Origin of the sequence: Streptomyces venezuelae, assembly GCF_008642295.1 — a bacterium.
Lineage (GTDB): Bacteria > Actinomycetota > Actinomycetes > Streptomycetales > Streptomycetaceae > Streptomyces > Streptomyces venezuelae_C.
Genome location: NZ_CP029190.1, coordinates 598,800 through 616,670, shown reverse-complemented (window position 1 = coordinate 616,670; position 17,871 = coordinate 598,800). Strand labels below are relative to the sequence as shown.

Sequence of the window (17,871 nt, the reverse complement as noted above, 5' to 3'; positions counted from 1 at the left end):
GCCGTCTCAGTCCACCAGCACCCCGGGGTTGAGGATGCCCCGCGGGTCCAGCGCCCCCTTTGCTGCGCGCAGCGCCAGGGCGAAGGGCTCGGGGCGCTGGCGGTCGTAGTCCGGGCGGTGGTCCCGGCCGACGGCGTGGTGATGGGTGATGGTGGCCCGGTGGCGGTGCAGGACCTCACCCGCCACGGCCTTGAGCTCGTCCCAGAGGGCCACCTCGGCCCCGGCCCGGCCGGCCGCGAGGACGGTGAAATAGGGCGCCGCGCCGTCCGGATACACGTGGGTCAGGCGGCAGTTGACGGTCGCGGGGTGTCCGGTGGCCTTGAGCGCCGCCGCGCCGACCTCAGTGCGCACCGCGTCGATCAGGCCGGGGATCCGGTCCCAGCAGGCCGCCGTCTCGAAGGTCTCCGCGATCGCACCCATCCTGGCCAGACCGTCCCGGAGGTAGGGCATCCGCAGGAAGGCCGAGCGCCAGGCGCCCACGGCCGCGTCCCCGGCGTCCCCGGCGGCCTCGTCCCGGCCGGCGGTCCCGCCGTACCGGCCTCCGTACGAGCGGGCCAGGCCGACGGCCCGGTCCAGCCGGGCGGTCACCGGTTCGTCCGCCGACTCGAACCCCAGGACCAGCACGGCGGAACCGTCCTGTGCCGCCCCCGACAGCGCCGCCTCACCGGAGTCCAGCAGCCGGCAGTTGGCCGGGGACAGGTCGGACTGCGCGAGCGCCCGCACCGCCCGGAGCGCGTCCTGGAAATCGGTGAAGGCCACGGCGGCGGACGCCTTGTGGCGGGGCCGTTCCTGCAGGCGGACCCAGGCCTCGGTGATGATGCCGAGGGCCCCTTCGGAGCCCAGGAACAGCCGGTCGGGGGAGGGGCCCGCCCCCGAGGCGGGCAGCCGCCAGGAGCTGCTCGTACCGGCCGGGGTGACCACGCTGAGCGACTGCACGCAGTCGTCGATGTGCGTGCGGCCGGTGGCGTAGTGGCCGCCCGCCCGGGTGGCGAGCCAGCCCCCCAGGGTGGAGAACTCGAAGCTCTGCGGGAAGTGCCGCAGGGTGAGGCCGTGGGGCCGCAGCTGGTCCTCCAGGGCCGGCCCGAGGGTGCCGGCCTGGATCCGGGCGGCCCGGCCCCCGGCATCGACCTCCAGGACCCGGCCCATGGCGGTCAGGTCCAGGGACAGCACCGCCCGGTGGGTGTCGCCCCGGTACTCCACGCCCCCGGTGACCGAGGAACCCCCGCCGTACGGGATGACGGCGACCTGCCGGTCCCCGGCCCACTCCAGCAGGTCGGCCACGCCCTGCTCGTCCCTCGGGCGGGCGACCAGATCGGGGATGCGGCCGGGCTGCCCGTGCAGGGCGCGCATCACATCGCGGTACGCCTTGCCCATGGCGTGGGCGGCCCGGTCCGCCGGGTCGGCGCTGACCAGGTGGGCGAGGCTGCGCGGGGGTTCGGCGGCGGGGCTCCCGATGCCCAGGTCGCGGATCCGGGGCACGGGCAGCGGGCGGTCGAGGGTGCCGGGGATCAGGGCGCCCATCGCGGTGCACTCCGCATCGCCGGGATGGGCGTCGGCCCAGCCCCAGCCCCACCAGGAACGGGTACGGGACATCGGCTGCGCGGTGGTACCGGCCATGGATCGCTCCAGCGGTCGCAGTAATTTACCTCGGGGTAAATTACCTACTGATAATATCCGCTCATGACAAGCCCTCCGTCGAAGGCCGGTACCAAGGGAGTCCCGCGGGAGCGCCGCCGGCAGCAGATGCTGGAGGCCGCCACGGAGGAGTTCGGCACCCGCGGCTACGCCGCCGCATCGCTCCCCGCGATCGCCGCACGCGTGGGCGTCACCAAGACGCTGCTGCACCAGTACTGCGGCACCAAGGAGGACCTGTACATCGCCTGCCTGGTCCCCGTCGGGGACCGGCTCCTGGAGGCCATCCGTACGGCCATCGGCCCGGACGGCACCGCGCCGCACACCCCGCTGCGCGTGCTCGACGGCATCTTCACCGCCCTGGAGGGGCAGCGCGAGGCCTGGTTCGTGCTGTACGACACCTCGCTGCCGCCCGGCGGCGAGGCCGCGCGCCGGGCCTCGGAGTACTGGACGGCCATCGACCGGCTCGCCGCGGCCGGCACCGCCGACCTGCTGCGCGCGGCCGGTTCCGGCGACCCGCTGGACGCCGACGCGCTGACCTATGTCTGGCGGGACCTGGTCGCCACCCTCGTCCGCTGGTGGGTCAAGCACCCGGAGCAGACGCCGGCGGCGATGACGCAGCGCTGCGCCCGCCTCTTCGCAGCCGCCGCCACCCTCACTTCCGGCTGACGCCGCCCGGCTCCCCGGCTATCGCGTCCTTCTGCGCCTTGAGCTTGCGCCACACGGTTCCCAGCGCCTCCAGGTCCTGAGCGTCGAGGAGCTCGGTGAAAACCGGTGCCAGGGCAGCCCGCCGGGTGGCGTCGGCCTCGGCGAAGACCGTGCGTCCCGCCTCCGTGAGGGAGACCTCCACCGACCGTGCGTCACGCGCCGAGGGCGTACGGGTCACCAGGCCGCGGCTCTGCAGGGCGTCCACCACCCGGGAGACCTGGCTGCGGCTGAGCAGCGTGCTGTTGCCGAGAACGGAAGCGGGCACCGGCTCGGGGCTGGTGGCCAGCCACAGCATCACCTCGAACCAGGACACGGGCAGGTCGTGGGCCTTCACCAGGGCCCGGTCGACGCGGTCGGTCATCACGGTTCCGGCCCAGACCAGCCCGTAGAAGGCGTAGTCGGCCGTCGACATCTCGGCTTCGGTGAGCTTTTTCGGCATGTCGGCAGTCTAGGGGTTGCGTGCGCACGCACATAATTTTATGGTGTGTGTGCACGCACATAAATCAGGCTTCGTGAAAGGCCCCGCCATGACGACCCTCCCCACCGCCTCCGAGACCTCCGCCGAGACCTCCCCGCGCACTGTCCTGATCACCGGCACCTCATCCGGCATCGGGCTGGCCGCAGCCGTCGCCGCCGCCCGGGCCGGCTGGCGCACGGTCGCCACCCTGCGGGACACCGGCCGGGCCGACGCCCTGCGCAAGGCCGCCGCCGAGGCGGGCGTGGAACTCGACATCCGCCGGCTCGACGTCGTCGACGAGAACTCCGTCGCCGCCGCCGTCAACGGCGTGATCGCCGACTACGGCCGCCTGGACGCGGTCGTGAACAACGCCGGCGCCGGTCACGTCGGCACCCTCGAACAGGAAACCGTCGCCGACGTCCGCGAGGTCATGGAGGTCAACTTCTTCGGCGTGCTGAACGTCTCCAAGGCCGCACTGCCGCACCTGCGGGCCACCGGGGGCCGCCTGATCACGGTCACCAGCGTCGGCGGTGTCATCGGCCAGCCCTTCAACGAGGCGTACTGCGCCGCGAAGTTCGCCGTGGAGGGGTACATGGAGAGCCTGGCCCCCGTCGCGGCCACCGTCGGCGTGAGCGTGTCGGTCATCGAGCCGGGCGCCGTGGCCACGGAGTTCGTCAACAACATCGGGCTGGACATCGAGGGCGAGATCGCCGCTGCCGGCCCGTACGCCGACGCGCTGCGCCACTATGTCGAGCGTACGGTCGCCCAGTTCATGGACGGCGCCCAGACCCCGGCCGGCGCGGCCGAGGCCGTCATGGAGGCGCTGACCGCCGACCGCCCCGCGTTCCGCATCCAGACCTCGCAGTGGGCCCGCGATTTCACCGGCACCAAGCTGGCCGACGGGGACGGCTCGGCTGTCCTCGGCATGACCGGATCCTGGGTGGCCTAGGGGGTGTCCGGTGGGTCAGGGTCGGATAGCCCGGGTCGTCTGGTGCCGTGCCCGGCCCTGATCCACCGGACACCCCTAGAACCGTCTGCGAGCAGCCCGAACTGTGCTCCGGCGGGAACGGGGTCATGATGGCCAGGGGGTGCCGCGACACCTCTGAGCCGGGAGGTGGCTCACATGGACGAATCCCGCAAGGCCTGGATCATGCTCGGCACCACCTTCGCCGTCATCTTCCTCAACCTCGTGGCCATCATCCTGATGAACGCCCTCGGTCGTTGACCGTGCGAAGCAAGCTGTTCGCAGCCTTGCCGTGTCGCGCCGGTTCGCCCATGATGCTCCCCGGCGTGTCGGTCCGACGGTGGTCGAGATCCGCCGCCGCCGTCGAACCGACCGGCCGGGAGGGCTGCTGTGCGGACGTACCGTCACATCCGGAGGGCGGGCGTGGTCTTCGGCGCCGCCCTGGCGCTGGTCGTCGCCGTCCCCCAGGTGGCCTTCGCGGCCCCGCCCCTGGCCCTGCCCGCCCTGGCCGACACGATCGAGCGGACCTTCCAGCCGGCCTTCGACTACGACACCGACGGCTGCTACCCGACACCCGCCATAGGCCCGACCGGAGTTCTCAACGGCGGACTCAAGCCCACCGGCGCCCTCAACGGCAGCTGCCGGGACTCCTCGGACCTCGACAACACCAACGGCTACTCCCGCTGGACCTGCAACAACGGCTGGTGCGCCGTGGTCTACGCGCTGTACTTCGAAAAGGACCAGGCCATCCCCGGCATCGCGCTCGGCGGCCACCGCCACGACTGGGAACACGTGGTGGTGTGGATCCAGGGCAACGAGGCCAAGTACGTCGCGACCTCCGCCCACGGCGACTTCGAGATCCACACCCGCGACCGGATCCGCTGGGACGGCACCCACCCCAAGATCGTCTACCACAAGGACGGCGCGAGCACCCACTGCTTCCGCGCGGCGAACACCAACGACGAACCGCCCGAGAACCACCGCGGCACCTGGCAGTACCCCGCGCTCGTCGGATGGTCCGGCTACCCGGCGGCCCTGCGGGACAAGCTCAGCCAGGCCGACTTCGGCAGCGCACACTTCGGCCTCAAGGACGGCGCCTTCGCCTCCCACCTGGCCGAAGCCAAACCGGCCGGCATCCCCTTCGACCCGTACGCATAGCCGCCGGCCGGTCACCGGACCACCGCCGGCGCCCCGAGGGCGCCGGCGGTGACCACTGCACGGCCCCGGGAGACCTAGCGGGTGTCCACCACCGCCAGGAGCTTCCCGCTGGCCGGGCTGCGGTCCAGCGAGGCGCCGTCCACCGCCTCGACCACCAGCTCCAGCAGCCGCTCCGCCACCGCCGAGCGGAGCTCCGGATAGCCGGCCAGGAAGACCTCCCGCAGCCGGTCCGGGTCCGTCGCCCCGGTCCGCTCCCGCTCCACCCGCACGGTCAGCCGCTCGCGCACGCCCGTACCGCCGAGACCCTCCAGCCGGATCTGCAACTCGCCCCGGTGGCCGCCCTGTTCCTCGGCCAGCGCCAGGAAGCGGCGGTGGTTGAGGAAGTACGTCGCCACCCGCATCACATCGCCGGTGCGGCCCCGCAGTTCGAAGCGGGGCGCCTGCCGGCCGCAGGCACAGCGGCCCGGGATCTCCCGGCCGAGGTCGCCGATCACATACCGGCCCAGCTGCTGGCCCCGCCGCGCATGCGTACTGAACACCAGCCGGCCCGTCTCACCCGGGGCCACCGGCCGGTCCTCGGCCAGGTCCAGCACCTCCATGCTGTGGAGGTCGGCATGCAGGTGGTGGACACCGCCCGAACTCTCGGTGCACTGGTAGCCCAGCGGACCCAGATCTGTGCTGCCGTACGTGATCGACCGGACCACCTCGATGCCGAACCGCTCCTTCAGCGTGCGCTGCTGCTCCGCGGTGAAGTGCTCGCCGCCGTAGAAGACCTTCCGCAGGCCCCCGTACGCGCGCAGCGCATCCGCCTCCGCGTGCAGCAACTGCCACAGGTAGGACGGCATTCCGAAGAGCGTGTCCGCGCCGAGGTCGATCAGCGCCCGTGCCGTGGCGCGGTGGTCCGGCCCCGCGGACAGCGGCAGCTGCACCCCGCCCAGCCGTTCCAGTACGGAGAAGAAGCTGATGAAGCTGCCGTACATGCCGCCGCAGTAGAAGAGGTTGGCGGTGCGGTCACCGACCGGGTCGTAGCCGGCGGCGAGCAGGCCGCGGGCGGCGGCGTGCATCTGGGTGTCGTAGTCGTCGTAGCTGAAGACCGACAGGGCGGGCGCGCCGGTGCTGCCGCCGCTGTGGAAGTACAGCTCGGCATCCTCCCGCGCCAGCCGCCGGCCCGGCCCCTGCACGTCCTCCTTGTGCAGCAGCGGGCCCGCCGGCGGCGGCAGGACGACCGGCCGGGCCAGATCGTCCAGGCAGGCGGTGGTGGCGAACCGGGCCGGATCGGCCTGGACCGCGACGCGGCGGCTGTAGCGCTGGAGGGCGTAGACCCCGTCGTGCGGCTCGCCCGGGTAGCTGTTCAGCATGGCGCCGACCGGGGTGACCCGGGTGACGCCCGCGGCCAGCGCGGTACGGGACAGCTCGGCGATATCGGCGGGGCCGCCCGCCACGCCCGCCGTCTGCAGATAGCGGCGCATCGGGCGCAGGGTGGCGATCATCCGCTTGCGGGGGAGTGGCTTCACCCACACGCTGCGGTGCAGCGGCGAGGCGGTCAGCGGTGACCGGGTGTCGGCCATGACCCGCCACGAGCCCTCCGCGAAGCCGCCGCCGGGCGCGGTGAACACCCGGGTCAGACCGAGGTGTTCCTCCAGCCGGGCCACCAGCTCGGTGGTGGTCAGCTCCGCGGCCTCGGCCGGATCGGGCTCGCCCGCCGCAGCAGGGACCACCGCCGGCGGCCGGGCCCCGAGCACCCCCGCGAACCGCTCGGCGAAAGCGAACACCTCGCCCTCGTCCTCGGTGTCGAGGTAGACCACCTGGGGGCTGGAACACGCCTGCTGCTCGTACCGGCACACGTCGTCGGCAAGGGCCTCCAGCGTGCCCGTATCCGACCAGGCGTCAGCCGTCAGGTACGCGAAGGAGATCCGGTGCCCCCACTCCACCAGCCGGCAGCCGGCCGGCACATGGGCCGCCACCCCTTCGACGGCGGCCTCCCCGCCCCAGACGGCGACGGCGTCCGCGGGCGCGCACATCAGGCGCAGCCACTCCTGCCGGGAGGACGGGAACCGCAGGACCACGACCCGCGCGGCCACCGCACCGGTGGGGTCCAGCGCCGCGAGCTCCGCCATCAGGTGCTGGGTCAGCAGGGAATCGGCGCTGCTGGTCTTCAGGACGTTGACGTTCCCGGCGAGCAGACCCTCCACGATGCTCAGCGGTGCCACCGTCGCCGCGTTGCCCGGGGCGATGTGGGCGACCAGGCCGACGGGCGCCCACGCCTCGTAGACCGTCTCCCGCGGATCGGCCCGGTTCAGCCGGCCGGGAGTCGCGCTGCCGAGTTCCCGGCGCAGCTTGCGGGTCAGCTCCCGCCGCCCGAGCAGCCCGCCGAGCTCGGCCAGGACGGCCGGGTCCTCCCCCTCGGGCAGGTGCGCGGCCAGCCGGGCGTGCACCGGATGGGCCGGGTCCCGCAGGGCGGTGCCGAGCGCATCGCACGCGGCCAGCACGGTCTCGGTCTCCAGCACCGTGGCCAGCGCGGCCTCCACGGCCGCCGGCAGCCCGGCGAGCCGGCGGCCCGCCTCCTCGTCGCCGATGAAGGCGCCCTGCCAGTAGTGGTGTTGCACAGTCATGGTCACGCCATTCCCTTCATCAGTTCCGCTGCGGCCACCGCGCAGCTCCGGTTGCGGCTCACCCCGGCACGGCCGTGGACGGTGAACCAGGGGGTCGCCAGCTCGCACCCGCAGTCCGAGCCCGGCCGGAGGGAGGCGAGGTCGCCCATGACCACGCTCTGCGCCGGCACCGAGGTGATGTACGGCGACACCAGGTGCAGATAGCCCCGCTCCCCGTACGGCAGCGGTTCCAGGGTCCGGGTGGAGCGGATCGTCACCCGGGACCAGACGGGGGCGTGCAGCCGGTGGTGGTCGCACTCGATGTACGGGATGCAGTGCTCCACCGACCCGAAGGTGTCCCGGATCCGCTCGCCCGGGATGCCGAGCTGCTCGGTGACGCGCGCGTACAGCTCCTCCTTGCCGATGCGCCGGTCGGCATGGCCCTTCCAGCCGCCGCCGAGGACGACCAGGGAGCCCTCGGGCAGCCGCAGCGGCGGCAGTCCCATGGCCCGCATCCGCTCCAGGGTGAAGAAGAGGAACGCCGGGAAGCCGAGGATGCGGACCGGCGCGTCCTCCCGCTCGAAGCGGCGCAGCGCCGCGATGCAGCCGAACGGGTCGAACTCGTGGTCGCCGCCGGTGTTGCGCAGCGCGTACTCGACGCTGCGCACGGGGGCGAAATCGCAGAGGTAGTTGTCGGTGAAGGCGGTGCCGAGGTTCAGGGACGGGGCCGGCTCATAGCTGTAGAGCAGGTAGTTGACCTCCTGATCCGGGGTGATCCAGCCGTTGCGCTCGAAGATCCGGGCGACCATCCGCTGGGCGGAACGGATCGTCCAGTGGTCGAAGAACATCTGCGACTTCTGGCCGGTGGTGCCGGAAGAGGTCAGGTGCAGCTCGACGTCCTCGGGCGGTACGGACAGCACTTCGTGCCGCTTGAAGAAGTTGGCGTGCACCAGCGGCGTGCGGTACGCCTCTCCCGCCGCGGCGGGCGTGGCCGCGTACAACGACCGGAAGAACGGGGACCGTTCCGTGTGCCAGGCGTTGATCTCCGCCATGGCCGCGGCGAACAGCCCGTCCTCGGCGGGTCCGCAGGCGTACGGGTCGGTCAGGTCGCACAGCTGCTGCACGTGCGGCAGGAGGGCCGGGTCGGGTACGGCGACCGGCGCGAGATGGGGGTTCATGAGGCAGCCTCGGATGGTGTGGGCAGATGGGTCGACGCCCAGGCCGACAGGTAGCAGTCCAGATAGGGCCGGAGGGGCGGTTCGACGGCGACGCCGCGGAAGTCGATCCGCTCGCCGGAACGGGACAGGACGGCGTAGTCGTGGAATCCCTCGCCGTCCGCGCGCATCGCCGGATACAGGGCCCCGGCGACGAACCCCTGGGCCAGAAAGGCCGAGAGGGCCTCCCGGTGCGCGAGCGGCACCAGCGCCTCCACATAGCCGGCGCCCGCGCGGGCCAGCGCCCGGGTGACGGGTTCGAGGTACGCGGCGGCAGCGGCCGGGTCGGGGTGGGCGGTGAGCAGGGAGCAGTACCCCCCGGCCCGGTTGAGGTAGGCGTAGACCTCGAACCGGCCGTCCTCGGGGGTGAGCAGCACGTTCGGGGTGTGCAGCGGGTAGAACCAGCCCTCGGCGCCGGGGAACCGCTCGCGGAAGCGGCGGCGGACGAAGGCCGGCGCCTCGATCAGCTCCAGCCGCTCGGCGGCCCCGTGCGGTGCGGGGGCCGGAAGCGGAGCCGCCGGGGCCGCCCGGACCCCCGGATAGCCGATGCCGAGCGCGGCCTCGGCGGTGCGCAGCAACGGCAGCAGCGGGGCGGGCACTTCGCCGACCGGAATCCGGCGGTCGAGCACCCCGGCGGAGTGACGCGCGTAGAGAGCGAGGCTTTCGCGGCTCCGGAGATCCACCGCATTGGGCAGGATGCCCAGCGGACGGAAGCCGTTGCGGGCGACGACACGCTGCGGACCGGCGCTGACGGTGCGCACGGTCGCGTACACCGAGTCCAGCCGGCCCGTGTCCAGCATTCCGGCGCACAGCGCCTCCGTCAGGGCGGCGGCCAGGCCCGCCGAGCGGTGCGCGGGGTGCACGGCGATGCCCTCCAGACGGCCGATCCGGCTGCCCTCCTCACCGTGGATGGCGGCGGAGCCGGTCAGGGCCCCGGTTCCGGGGCACCGGCCGACCAGCCACAGGGAGTGCGGGTCCGCCATGAGCCGGGCCATTTCGGCCGGGTCGGTGCCGAGGGCCACCGGGTAGTGCGGCCCGTAGACGGCGTAGTAGAGCTGCCGCAGCTCGGCGATGTCCGCGGGCCCGGCCGGGACGATGACGGGGTTCACCGCGCACCTCCTGCATCCGGGGTCGCATCCGCGTCCGCGTTCGCATCCGGGGTACGGGGCGCGAGCAGGGCCAGCGCACAGGCGGCCGGCACCAGGCCGATGCCCTGCACCAGGCACAGCGTCTGCGGGGAGAAGAAGTCACCGGCGGTGCCGAACACCAGGGCGGCCACCGGCAGGGAGGCACCCAGTACGGCCTGCATCACGGCGAAGAACCCGGGCTTGTCCGCCGCCGGCACCAGCCGCTGGAAGAGGGCCACGAACCGGACGCTGACGGCCCCGGCGCACCAGCCGGCCACCGCCAGGCTGCCCGCCATGACCAGGGGGTTCGCCACCAGCCCGGGCAGCGCCAGGGCGAGGGCCATCAGGCCCAGGCACCAGGCCCCGGCGACCGTGGGCCGCCCCGGTACCCGGGCGCCGGTGAGGGCGCCGACCAGCGCGCCGGTGCCCAGGGAGGCCTCCAGCAGGGCCACGGTGCCGCCACCGCCCCGGAGCACCGAGCGGGTGTAGAGGGGGATGACGACGAACACGGCGGTGGTGAAGAGGTTGGCCGCGGTGAAGCAGACCAGGATCCGCCGTACGTAGGGCAGTTCGCCGAGGATGCGGCGGAGCGTGCGCCGCTCGGCGACGGCTTCCGCCGGGCCGGAGGCAGAGGAAGCCACCGGAGCCGCCGGAACCGCCGGAACCGTTGTACGGAACCGGGCGCGCGCGACGAGCAGGGCGGCGCCGAGGTAGGCGGCGGCGCAGCCGGCCGCCAGCCCGGCCACGCCGGCCCGGTCCACCGCCACGGCGCCGAGCAGCGCTCCGCCGAGGCCGGCCAGGGACTGGGTGGACAGCTCGAAGCCGGTGGCGGTCTCGATGTCGGCGTCGTCGACGAGTTCGGGCACCGAGGTGGTCAGGCAGGGATCGAAGAACGCCTGGCAGGTGGCCAGGGCGAGGGCCGCGGCGTACACGGCGGCGAGGGGAGGGCCGCCGCCCTGCGCCCACAGCGCGAGGACGCCCGCGACGGCCCCGGCCAGGCCCGCGGCGGTCCGCAGCACCGAGCGGTGGGCGAACCGGGCGACGGCCCCGGCCACGACGGGTGCGAGGGCCACGGCGGGCAGTGAGCAGGCCGCCATGAACAGCCCGGAGGCCAGACCGCGGGCGTCCTGGACGGCGTAGGCGACGATCCACCAGGACACGCCGACCTGGAACATACGGACGGCGGCCTGGGTGAGGACCTGGCCGAGCCATACGGCGCCGAAGGCCCGGTTGCGCAGGACCAGCGGCGCACGCCGGCCGCCGAGACCGACGCCCGCCCCGGCATCCGCTACGGCCCCGGCATCGGCCCTGTCATCCCGCTCGGCCGCGGAGGGAGCGGCGGTCATGCGGTCGGCCTCTCGTCGAGGACCCGGACGAGCTTGCCGGAGCGCGGGTTGACGGCGAGGTCGCGGTGGCGTGCCCACTCCACCGACAGCGGGTGCGCGAACCCGGCGCGCACACTCTCCGGATACAAGGGCCGCGCTCGTTCGAGCTCCACGACGACGGCCTTGGCCAGCGCCTCCCGGCCCTGCACACCGGGTGCCGTGGCCAGCCGCAGGACGAGCCCGTCGCGGCCGTCCCAGCGGCGTACGACCAGCTGCATGCCGACCACCTGCCCCGCGGTGTCCGCCGTGGCCACCGCCTCCTGGGCGTCCTGGGTGTAGAGGGAGACGGGACCCACCCGTACCCCCTCCTCGGCCCGGCCGAGGATCCGGAAGTGCCCGGGTCCGGTGCCGGTCCACTCGGCCCGGTCGCCGGCCGGGTAGCGGATGATCGGCATCAGGCGGCGGAAGAGGCTGGTGACGACCACCCGGCCGGCCCGGCCCGGCTCGGTGACGGGCCGGTCGGCATCGTCGAGGATCTCGACGACGGAGTACGGGGTGAAGGCCCGGTGCACCCGGGCATCGGCGCCGGGAACGGGCCGGCCGAGCAGGCCGGCGTCCACGCTGGCGTATCCGATGGAACGGGCCTCGGCGCCGGGGAACGCGGCGGCCAGCAGCCGCCGCTGGTCGTCGAAGAGAGCCTCGCCGCCGAAGAGGAGCAACTCGACGGAATCGGGGCGGACCCCGGACGCGAGGACCTGTTCGGCGAGCCGGCACAGGGTGGTGGGCGTACCGGCCAGCACCTGCGCGCCGAGATCGCACAGTGTCGGGATGGTCGACTCCAGCGGCGCGCCGCCGCCGATGGGCAGGCGGACGTTGTCCACGGGTGCGTGGGCGAGCGAGTCGAGGACGAAGAGGAAGCTGGCGTACAGCTCACCGGCGTAGAAGAGGTCGGCGACGCGGTGTCCGGGGCGCAGACCCGTGTCCACGAGTCCGTGGCCGAAGGCGGTGACGAAGGTGCGCCACTCGTCACGGGTGTAGACGGAGAACTTGGGGGACCCGGTGGTGCCGCCGGTCTTGTAGACCGTGGCTTCGCTGAGCGGGCCGGTCAGTACCCGGCTGTCCTGGAGGGTGTTGGCCGTCCAGAACTCCTGCTGGTCGACCACCGGCAGGTCGGTGAGGCGGTCGGCGTGCGGCGGCAGGGATGCGTAAAGTTGTTGATAGTAGGACGAATTGCTGCGGGCGAAGCGTATGAGGTCCGAGAGCTGCTGGGCGGACATGGGCCTTTGCCTAGGTGACGGGAATGCGCCCAAAGGTGACGCGTTGTCACGATGATGGAACATCAGTGCGCTTGTCGCCAAACTGGCCAAATGTTTCCGGCCATTGCGGCGGAAAACAAGACCGCCGGAGACCCGTGGGGTCTCCGGCGGTCGTTTTATCCGGTGGTGCGTCGGTCAGGCGGCTACCAGGTGCCGGGGTCCGCGTACCAGGAACCGCGGGGCGACCTGAAGCCGCCCTCCGGGTCCGCGGGGAAGGTGAAGATACGGGTGGCACCGGTCGCGTAGTTGTACATGGTGACCAGGTCGGCGCGGCCGTCCTGGTCCGTATCGCCCGGCAGGAAGTTCCCCGCGCTGGTGTACCAGCCGCCGGGCTGCGAGGCCCAGGCCTCCACCGGGGCGTCGAACCCGCCGTCGGCCCGGCCGGCGAGCGTCTTGACGGTGGTCACGGTGGTGTCCTTGGTCTCGATGGTCGCGAGGTCGGCCCGCTTGTCGCCGTCGTAGTCGCCGAGGACCACGTCCGTGCGGATCGCGTTCCAGCCGGATGCGGCGCTCCAGGACTTCAGCGGGGCCTCGTACAGGCCGTCGGCCCGGGCGATGAAGGTGTACAGGTTGACCTTCTCGCCGTAGTGGTAGAAGCACACGAGGTCGCTGCGGCCGTCGCCGTTGACGTCGCCGACCGCGAACTTCGAGGTGGGGGATCCCCAGGAGGTGTCCGAACGCCAGCCCTTCAGGGGGGCGTTGAGGGAGCCGTCGGCCGTGGCGAGGAAGGTGTGCAGGCCGATGGAGTTGTCCTGGTAGTTGTAGACCGCGCTGAGGTCGGCCCGCTTGTCGCCGTTGACGTCGGCCGCCTTCAGCGAGACGACGTGGTTCCAGTTCCAGCCGCTGGTCAGGATCGCGCTCTTGGTGTGCTGGACGAAGCGGTTGTTGGTCTGGCCGAGGAAGGTCCAGGTGGCCACCGTGCCGTCGGCGTAGCCGTAGAAGGCCGCGACGTCGGTCCTGCCGTCGCCGTTGAAGTCGCCGGCCGTCCACTTGGCCCGGGCGTAGTCGAAGCTGCCCTTGTTGGCTTCCCAGGCCTCGACCGGCGGGTCGAAGCCGCCCTGGGCGTTGCCCGGCGCGATGTAGAGGGCAGAGGTGGCCGACTCGTAGTTGTACGCGGTGATCATGTCCGTCCGGCCGTCACCGTTGACGTCGCCGGACATGTCGGTGCGCAGGTGGGCCGTACGGTCGTCGAAGTCGTGCTCGACCGTGCCGCCGGTGGTGCTGTTGTGCCGGATGTAGCCCTTCTGGAAGTCGGTGCGGACACCGCCGTAGACCGCGTACTCGGACGAGAGCGGGTAGCCCATCGCCCCCTTTTCACGGCTGAGGGCGGACCACTTGGTGTAGATCGAGCCCCACACGGGCCAGGCGCCGGTTGCCGGCGACCAGAAGATCGCCCCGTACGTCGCCGTCTGGTTGCGCTTGCGGAAGTTGACGTACTTGCCGCCGATGGGGTCGGTCGCCGTCTCGGACATGACCGGGTAGCCGAGGACGGCGGTGCCGTTCATCTCCTTGTAGCGGGCGTAGATGGCGCCGACCAGCTCGTAGGTGCCGGTCTCGGGGGCGTAGTAGATGGCGCTCTGCTTGCCGGCCTTGCTGAAGGTGGCGAACCAGCCGACGCCGTCACCGGTACGGCGCTCGTCCGAGGTCGGATATCCGAGGATGCCGCCTTCGCGCGCGAGTGCGGACCAGCGGCCGTAGATCGCGCCGCCGATGGCTGCGGCTCCGGTCTGCGGGCTCCAGTAGATGGCCCGGTTGGAGGTGGTGGTCCCGGGGTACTGGAATTGGGCGTAGCGGCCGGCCTTGTCCGGGGCGGTGACGGTGTCGGTGGTCGGGTAGCCCCATTTCGCGGTGCCGCCCATGGCCTTGAACTTGGCCAGGATCGGTCCGCACAGCTCGTGCGTGCCCGTACTGGTCGAGGTGAACTTCTCGCAGGTCGACCAGGGCGTGCCGCCGACCACCATGGGACGCGGGGCGCCGAAGACGGAGCCGTTGCTCATGGCCTGGCCGGGGAACTCCACCGAGCTGCCCTGGGCATCCCGCGACCACAGGTCCGGGTGGCCGCCCGGGAGGAGCGTGCCGGCCGTGTCGTACTTGGCCTCGAAGTCCCCGTTGCTGGACAGGTGCGGGTAGGCGGTACCGGTGTAGCCGCTGCCGATGGACGTGGTGCGGACCGACGCATCGTTGAAGACGGAGACGTCGTAGACCAGGCTGTCGGTGGGGGCCGGGTTCCGGCGGCTGTTGTACTGGTGGATCTTGCCGGACACGGTGTCACGGGCCCAGATCTCGGGCAGCCCGTCCTTGTTCAGGTCGCCCGGCACCATCAGCGTCATGTTCTGCCAGTCGGCGTTGCCGAGGGGAATGGGCGAGCCGAAGTTGTCCAGGTACGGGTCGGACTTGGCGCCCCGGTAGAGCCAGAGGTTGGCGCCCTCCTTGACCAGCAGGTCCGCGGAGTCGCGCTCGTCGACCACCGGGGCTCCGGTGCCCTCGGCGAAGTCCTCGCTGTCGTTGTCGACGCTGGGCAGGGAGACGATCTGGTCGGCGTTGCGCCAGTGGTTCTCGCTGGGGTCGCCGTCGGCCTCGGTCTGGTCCGACACCAGCAGCTCGTAGCTGCCCTGCTGGGTGTCGTCGAGGACGCCGTTGCCCTTGTTCATGGACACCCACAGCTCCAGCCGGGCGGGGTCCTCACTGCCGGGGCGCAGGGCCACGACGTCTTCGCTGACGTCGTCGTTCCAGCTGCCGCGGTGGGTGATCTGCGCGTCCATGAAGGTGCGCTCCGACGCCCGGCTCGGATTGCCGAACTCGCCGGTCGCCTTGCCCGGGTAGAAGGAGAGGTCGCCGCTGCCGGGGTCGATGGACCACAGGTCGGTGGCGTTGTCACCGTTGAGGTCGCCCGGCTTGTCCGGCTTGCCCTTGCTGTGGGGGTAGAAGAGGTAGGTGGTCAGGGCGGACTGGTTGCCGGCCGCGTCGACGCCGCGTACGTACATGAACTGCGGGCCGGAGGCGTACGGGGTGAAGGTGACGGCCTTGGAGGAGCCGCCCTTGACGGTCGCCGGCTCGGTCCGCAGGGTGGTGTCCTGGTCGGTCCACCACTCGTAGCGCACGACGTCGTTCTCGGGGCTCACATCGTCGAAGGTGAAGTGGCCGGGGGTGCCGGCGACCTTGCCGTCCTTCAGGTTCCCACCGGGGTACTCGGGGGAGACGACGGTGGGAGCCTTGGACGGCGCGTCGGTGTCCAGTGAGAACTTGCACTGGCCGCCGGGCAGGCTCTCGGCCGTGCCGTCCGAGGAGCGGACGTCCCACCAGTAGGAGCCCGTGGTGAGCTTCAGGTCGGCCGGCTTGAGACGGACCTCGGCGTACGAGCCGCTGGGCACGTCGTAGTCGTACACGGTCTTGGCCGGCTCGCCGGTCTTGGCGTAGTCGAAGCGGACGCTCTTGAGCTTGGCGTCCTCGGCGTCCTTGACCAGGGCCCGCAGGACGATCTCGTCCGTCTTGCCGATGGTGCCGCCCGTGCAGGGAACGAGCGGGCTGGTCTGCATGTTCTGGGGCTTCTCGGGACGGGTGTTGTAGTCCGTCGAGACGACCGCCGTCCGGGGGTCGAACTTGCGCCACGAGACGTCGATGTCGGTGCTCTTCGAGACGAGGGCGAAGGCCCAGGAGGCCCAGCTGCTCTTGGCGACGGCGGCTATCTGGTGGGTGATGTCGAACTCGACCAGGCCCTCGGAGCCGGCCGGGCAGTTTCGGCCACCGAATGAGATCTCGGAGCTCGCCACGGTCGCGCCCAGGGAGGGCTGCTTGTTCCAGGTGATGCCGCTGGGGAGCTTTTCGCCGAGGTGCTTGACGAGTACTTCACCCGACTTGCAGGACCACGAGCCGCTGTAGTTCTGCTTGATCCGCAGCTTCGAATCGAGAATGGTCTTGTTCCGGAGCTTCGCGGTGGGCACCCGGAAGTAGGAAATGGCGGAAACCTTGCTGTTGCGCTGGGTGTCGTTCGCGTATCCGACCCGGGCATAGTCGGACATCGCCCCGCCGTTGGCGTAGGTGGTGTTCTCGCTGTTCGAGATGGCGGTGTTCTTGTAGGCCATCGCCCAGGCGTCCTTGAACGCGTCATCGCCCCAGACCGGGTCGATGACCACCGGGAAGACGGTGGCGGGGTCGGCGAGCAGCTTCCGGTCCGGGGTCAGGGTCAGGGTGCGGTCGGTCAGTCGTACGTCGATCGGGGCCTGGCCGGAGCCGTCGGTGGCACCCTCCAGTACCTGCGCCAGCGGGCGCGCCTGCTTCTTGGCGGGGGCGGCCCCGGATTGCGCGGGCCGGGACACGGCCGAGTCCCACATGAGGGGCTTGGGTGCCGCGAAGGTCGCATTGCCGTTCGGGGTGACGGCCTGAATGCCTCCGTCGGGACCGGACTTGAGGCTGAGGCCCTTGCTCTGCACGCCGAAGGAGACCGAGCTCAGCGCCGGGTTCTTCGCCGCTTCGGCGGTCTTGACCACCAGGGCGTGGGTGAAGGAGTTGGTGGCGGCCGTGACGGTCAGGTCGACGCCGGGAAGGACCTCCGCATAGGTGGCGGTGTCGCCGGACAGGACCGGCTTCGGCAGCTTGCCGGGCCAGGACAGCGACAGCTCGCGGTCCTGCTGCACCATCCTCGCGAACGGGCCGTCCCCGCCGCCCGAGAAGGTCATGGCCATCGACGCCGCGCGCGGCGCTACGCGCCCGTCCTTGCCGACCGCCAGCGCCGTGTCCACCGGGATCAGCTCGCCATTGCGGCGGACCCGGACAGGGAGGAGCGAGCGGTCCTCGCGGTACGAGCCGTTGGGGTTGGCGAAAACCTCGGTGGTCTCGGTGCGGAGGGAAACGATCTCGACCGGCTTGCCGGATTTCCGTGCGGTCGTTTCCGCGGCGGAAGATTCCTTCTTCTGCTGCTCCAGCAGGCTGATGCCCGAGCCGTTCGCAGCGAGTGTCCGAGGCTTTTCGGATTGCGCCACGGCATGGTTGGGTGTAGCAGCCAGCAATCCTGCCGACAAGGCGGCGAGGATCACTGTCGTGATTCCCCTTTTCAGGGTCCCCCCTGGGTCTTTCATGGAAATTCTCCGTGTTGTTGACTGCATGGAGAGCAGTAAAGGCCGACCCCTGCCGACCCCTCCCCCTGGTGCCGACGATCCCGCCGACTCGTCGTTTGTAGCAGGTCAGGCGGCCCGTAGGGCAGCTGGGTGATAGTTCCGATTTGGCCCGGCAGGTGTACCTTTGCCAACTATTGACCCTGTGTGCCGTTGCATACGGATCGAGCATTCCGCCGAACCGATGTCAGATGCTAGTTTCCGGCGTAGTTATGTCCAGGGGGATCTAAGGGTGGGGTTTTTCAGCGTGTACCGTGCTGCCCAGAAT

At 71.6% G+C, this 17,871-nt stretch carries 11 protein-coding genes; 3 read left to right on the top strand and 8 right to left on the bottom strand.

What is annotated here, in order from left to right:
* Positions 1-6: 6 nt before the first annotated feature.
* Positions 7-1,617: an FAD-binding oxidoreductase gene (locus DEJ50_RS02765; RefSeq protein ID WP_150205806.1), complete on the bottom strand. Its 1,611-nt coding sequence runs from the start codon at positions 1,615-1,617 to the stop codon at positions 7-9.
* Positions 1,618-1,680: 63 nt separating this feature from the next.
* Between DEJ50_RS02765 and DEJ50_RS02760 the strand changes: the two genes are divergently transcribed.
* Positions 1,681-2,301 (top strand): TetR/AcrR family transcriptional regulator, encoded by a 621-nt coding sequence (locus DEJ50_RS02760; protein WP_150205805.1) that lies wholly within the window; start codon positions 1,681-1,683, stop codon positions 2,299-2,301.
* Here the strand turns inward: DEJ50_RS02760 and DEJ50_RS02755 are convergent.
* On the bottom strand, positions 2,288-2,779 hold the full coding sequence (locus DEJ50_RS02755) for a MarR family winged helix-turn-helix transcriptional regulator (RefSeq protein WP_150205804.1): 492 nt from the start codon (positions 2,777-2,779) through the stop codon (positions 2,288-2,290). The two genes, DEJ50_RS02760 and DEJ50_RS02755, sit on opposite strands and share 14 nt — an antisense overlap.
* Positions 2,780-2,867: 88 nt before the next feature.
* On the opposite strand from DEJ50_RS02755, the gene DEJ50_RS02750 reads away from it, so the two are divergent.
* Positions 2,868-3,746 carry an SDR family oxidoreductase gene (locus DEJ50_RS02750; protein ID WP_190344233.1) on the top strand — a complete coding sequence of 293 codons (879 nt, stop codon included), beginning with the start codon at positions 2,868-2,870 and terminating at the stop codon, positions 3,744-3,746.
* 405 nt (positions 3,747-4,151) lie between these two features.
* The gene (locus DEJ50_RS02745; RefSeq protein WP_150205802.1) at positions 4,152-4,919 is read left to right on the top strand and encodes an NPP1 family protein; all 768 of its coding nucleotides are present in this window, start codon (positions 4,152-4,154) and stop codon (positions 4,917-4,919) included.
* 74 nt (positions 4,920-4,993) lie between these two features.
* On the opposite strand, the gene DEJ50_RS02740 is transcribed toward DEJ50_RS02745, so the two are convergent.
* The 6 genes from DEJ50_RS02740 to DEJ50_RS02715 form a co-directional block, all read right to left on the bottom strand.
* Complete coding sequence (locus DEJ50_RS02740; protein ID WP_150205801.1) at positions 4,994-7,531, bottom strand: acyl-CoA reductase; 2,538 nt, start codon at positions 7,529-7,531, stop codon at positions 4,994-4,996.
* A gap of 2 nt (positions 7,532-7,533) precedes the next feature.
* Entirely contained in the window at positions 7,534-8,688 is a 1,155-nt protein-coding gene (locus DEJ50_RS02735) for an acyl-protein synthase (protein WP_150205800.1), read from the bottom strand.
* Entirely contained in the window at positions 8,685-9,833 is a 1,149-nt protein-coding gene (locus tag DEJ50_RS02730; protein WP_223837553.1) for a GNAT family N-acetyltransferase, read from the bottom strand. Before DEJ50_RS02730 ends, DEJ50_RS02735 begins: the two co-directional genes overlap by 4 nt.
* Positions 9,830-11,197 carry an MFS transporter gene (locus DEJ50_RS02725; protein WP_150205799.1) on the bottom strand — a complete coding sequence of 456 codons (1,368 nt, stop codon included), beginning with the start codon at positions 11,195-11,197 and terminating at the stop codon, positions 9,830-9,832. Before DEJ50_RS02725 ends, DEJ50_RS02730 begins: the two co-directional genes overlap by 4 nt.
* Positions 11,194-12,453, bottom strand: a complete 1,260-nt coding sequence (locus tag DEJ50_RS02720) for a phenylacetate--CoA ligase family protein (protein WP_150205798.1) — start codon at positions 12,451-12,453, stop codon at positions 11,194-11,196. Before DEJ50_RS02720 ends, DEJ50_RS02725 begins: the two co-directional genes overlap by 4 nt.
* Before the next feature lie 182 nt (positions 12,454-12,635).
* Positions 12,636-17,471: an FG-GAP-like repeat-containing protein gene (locus tag DEJ50_RS02715; protein WP_190344231.1), complete on the bottom strand. Its 4,836-nt coding sequence runs from the start codon at positions 17,469-17,471 to the stop codon at positions 12,636-12,638.
* Between the last annotated feature and the right edge of the window lie 400 nt (positions 17,472-17,871).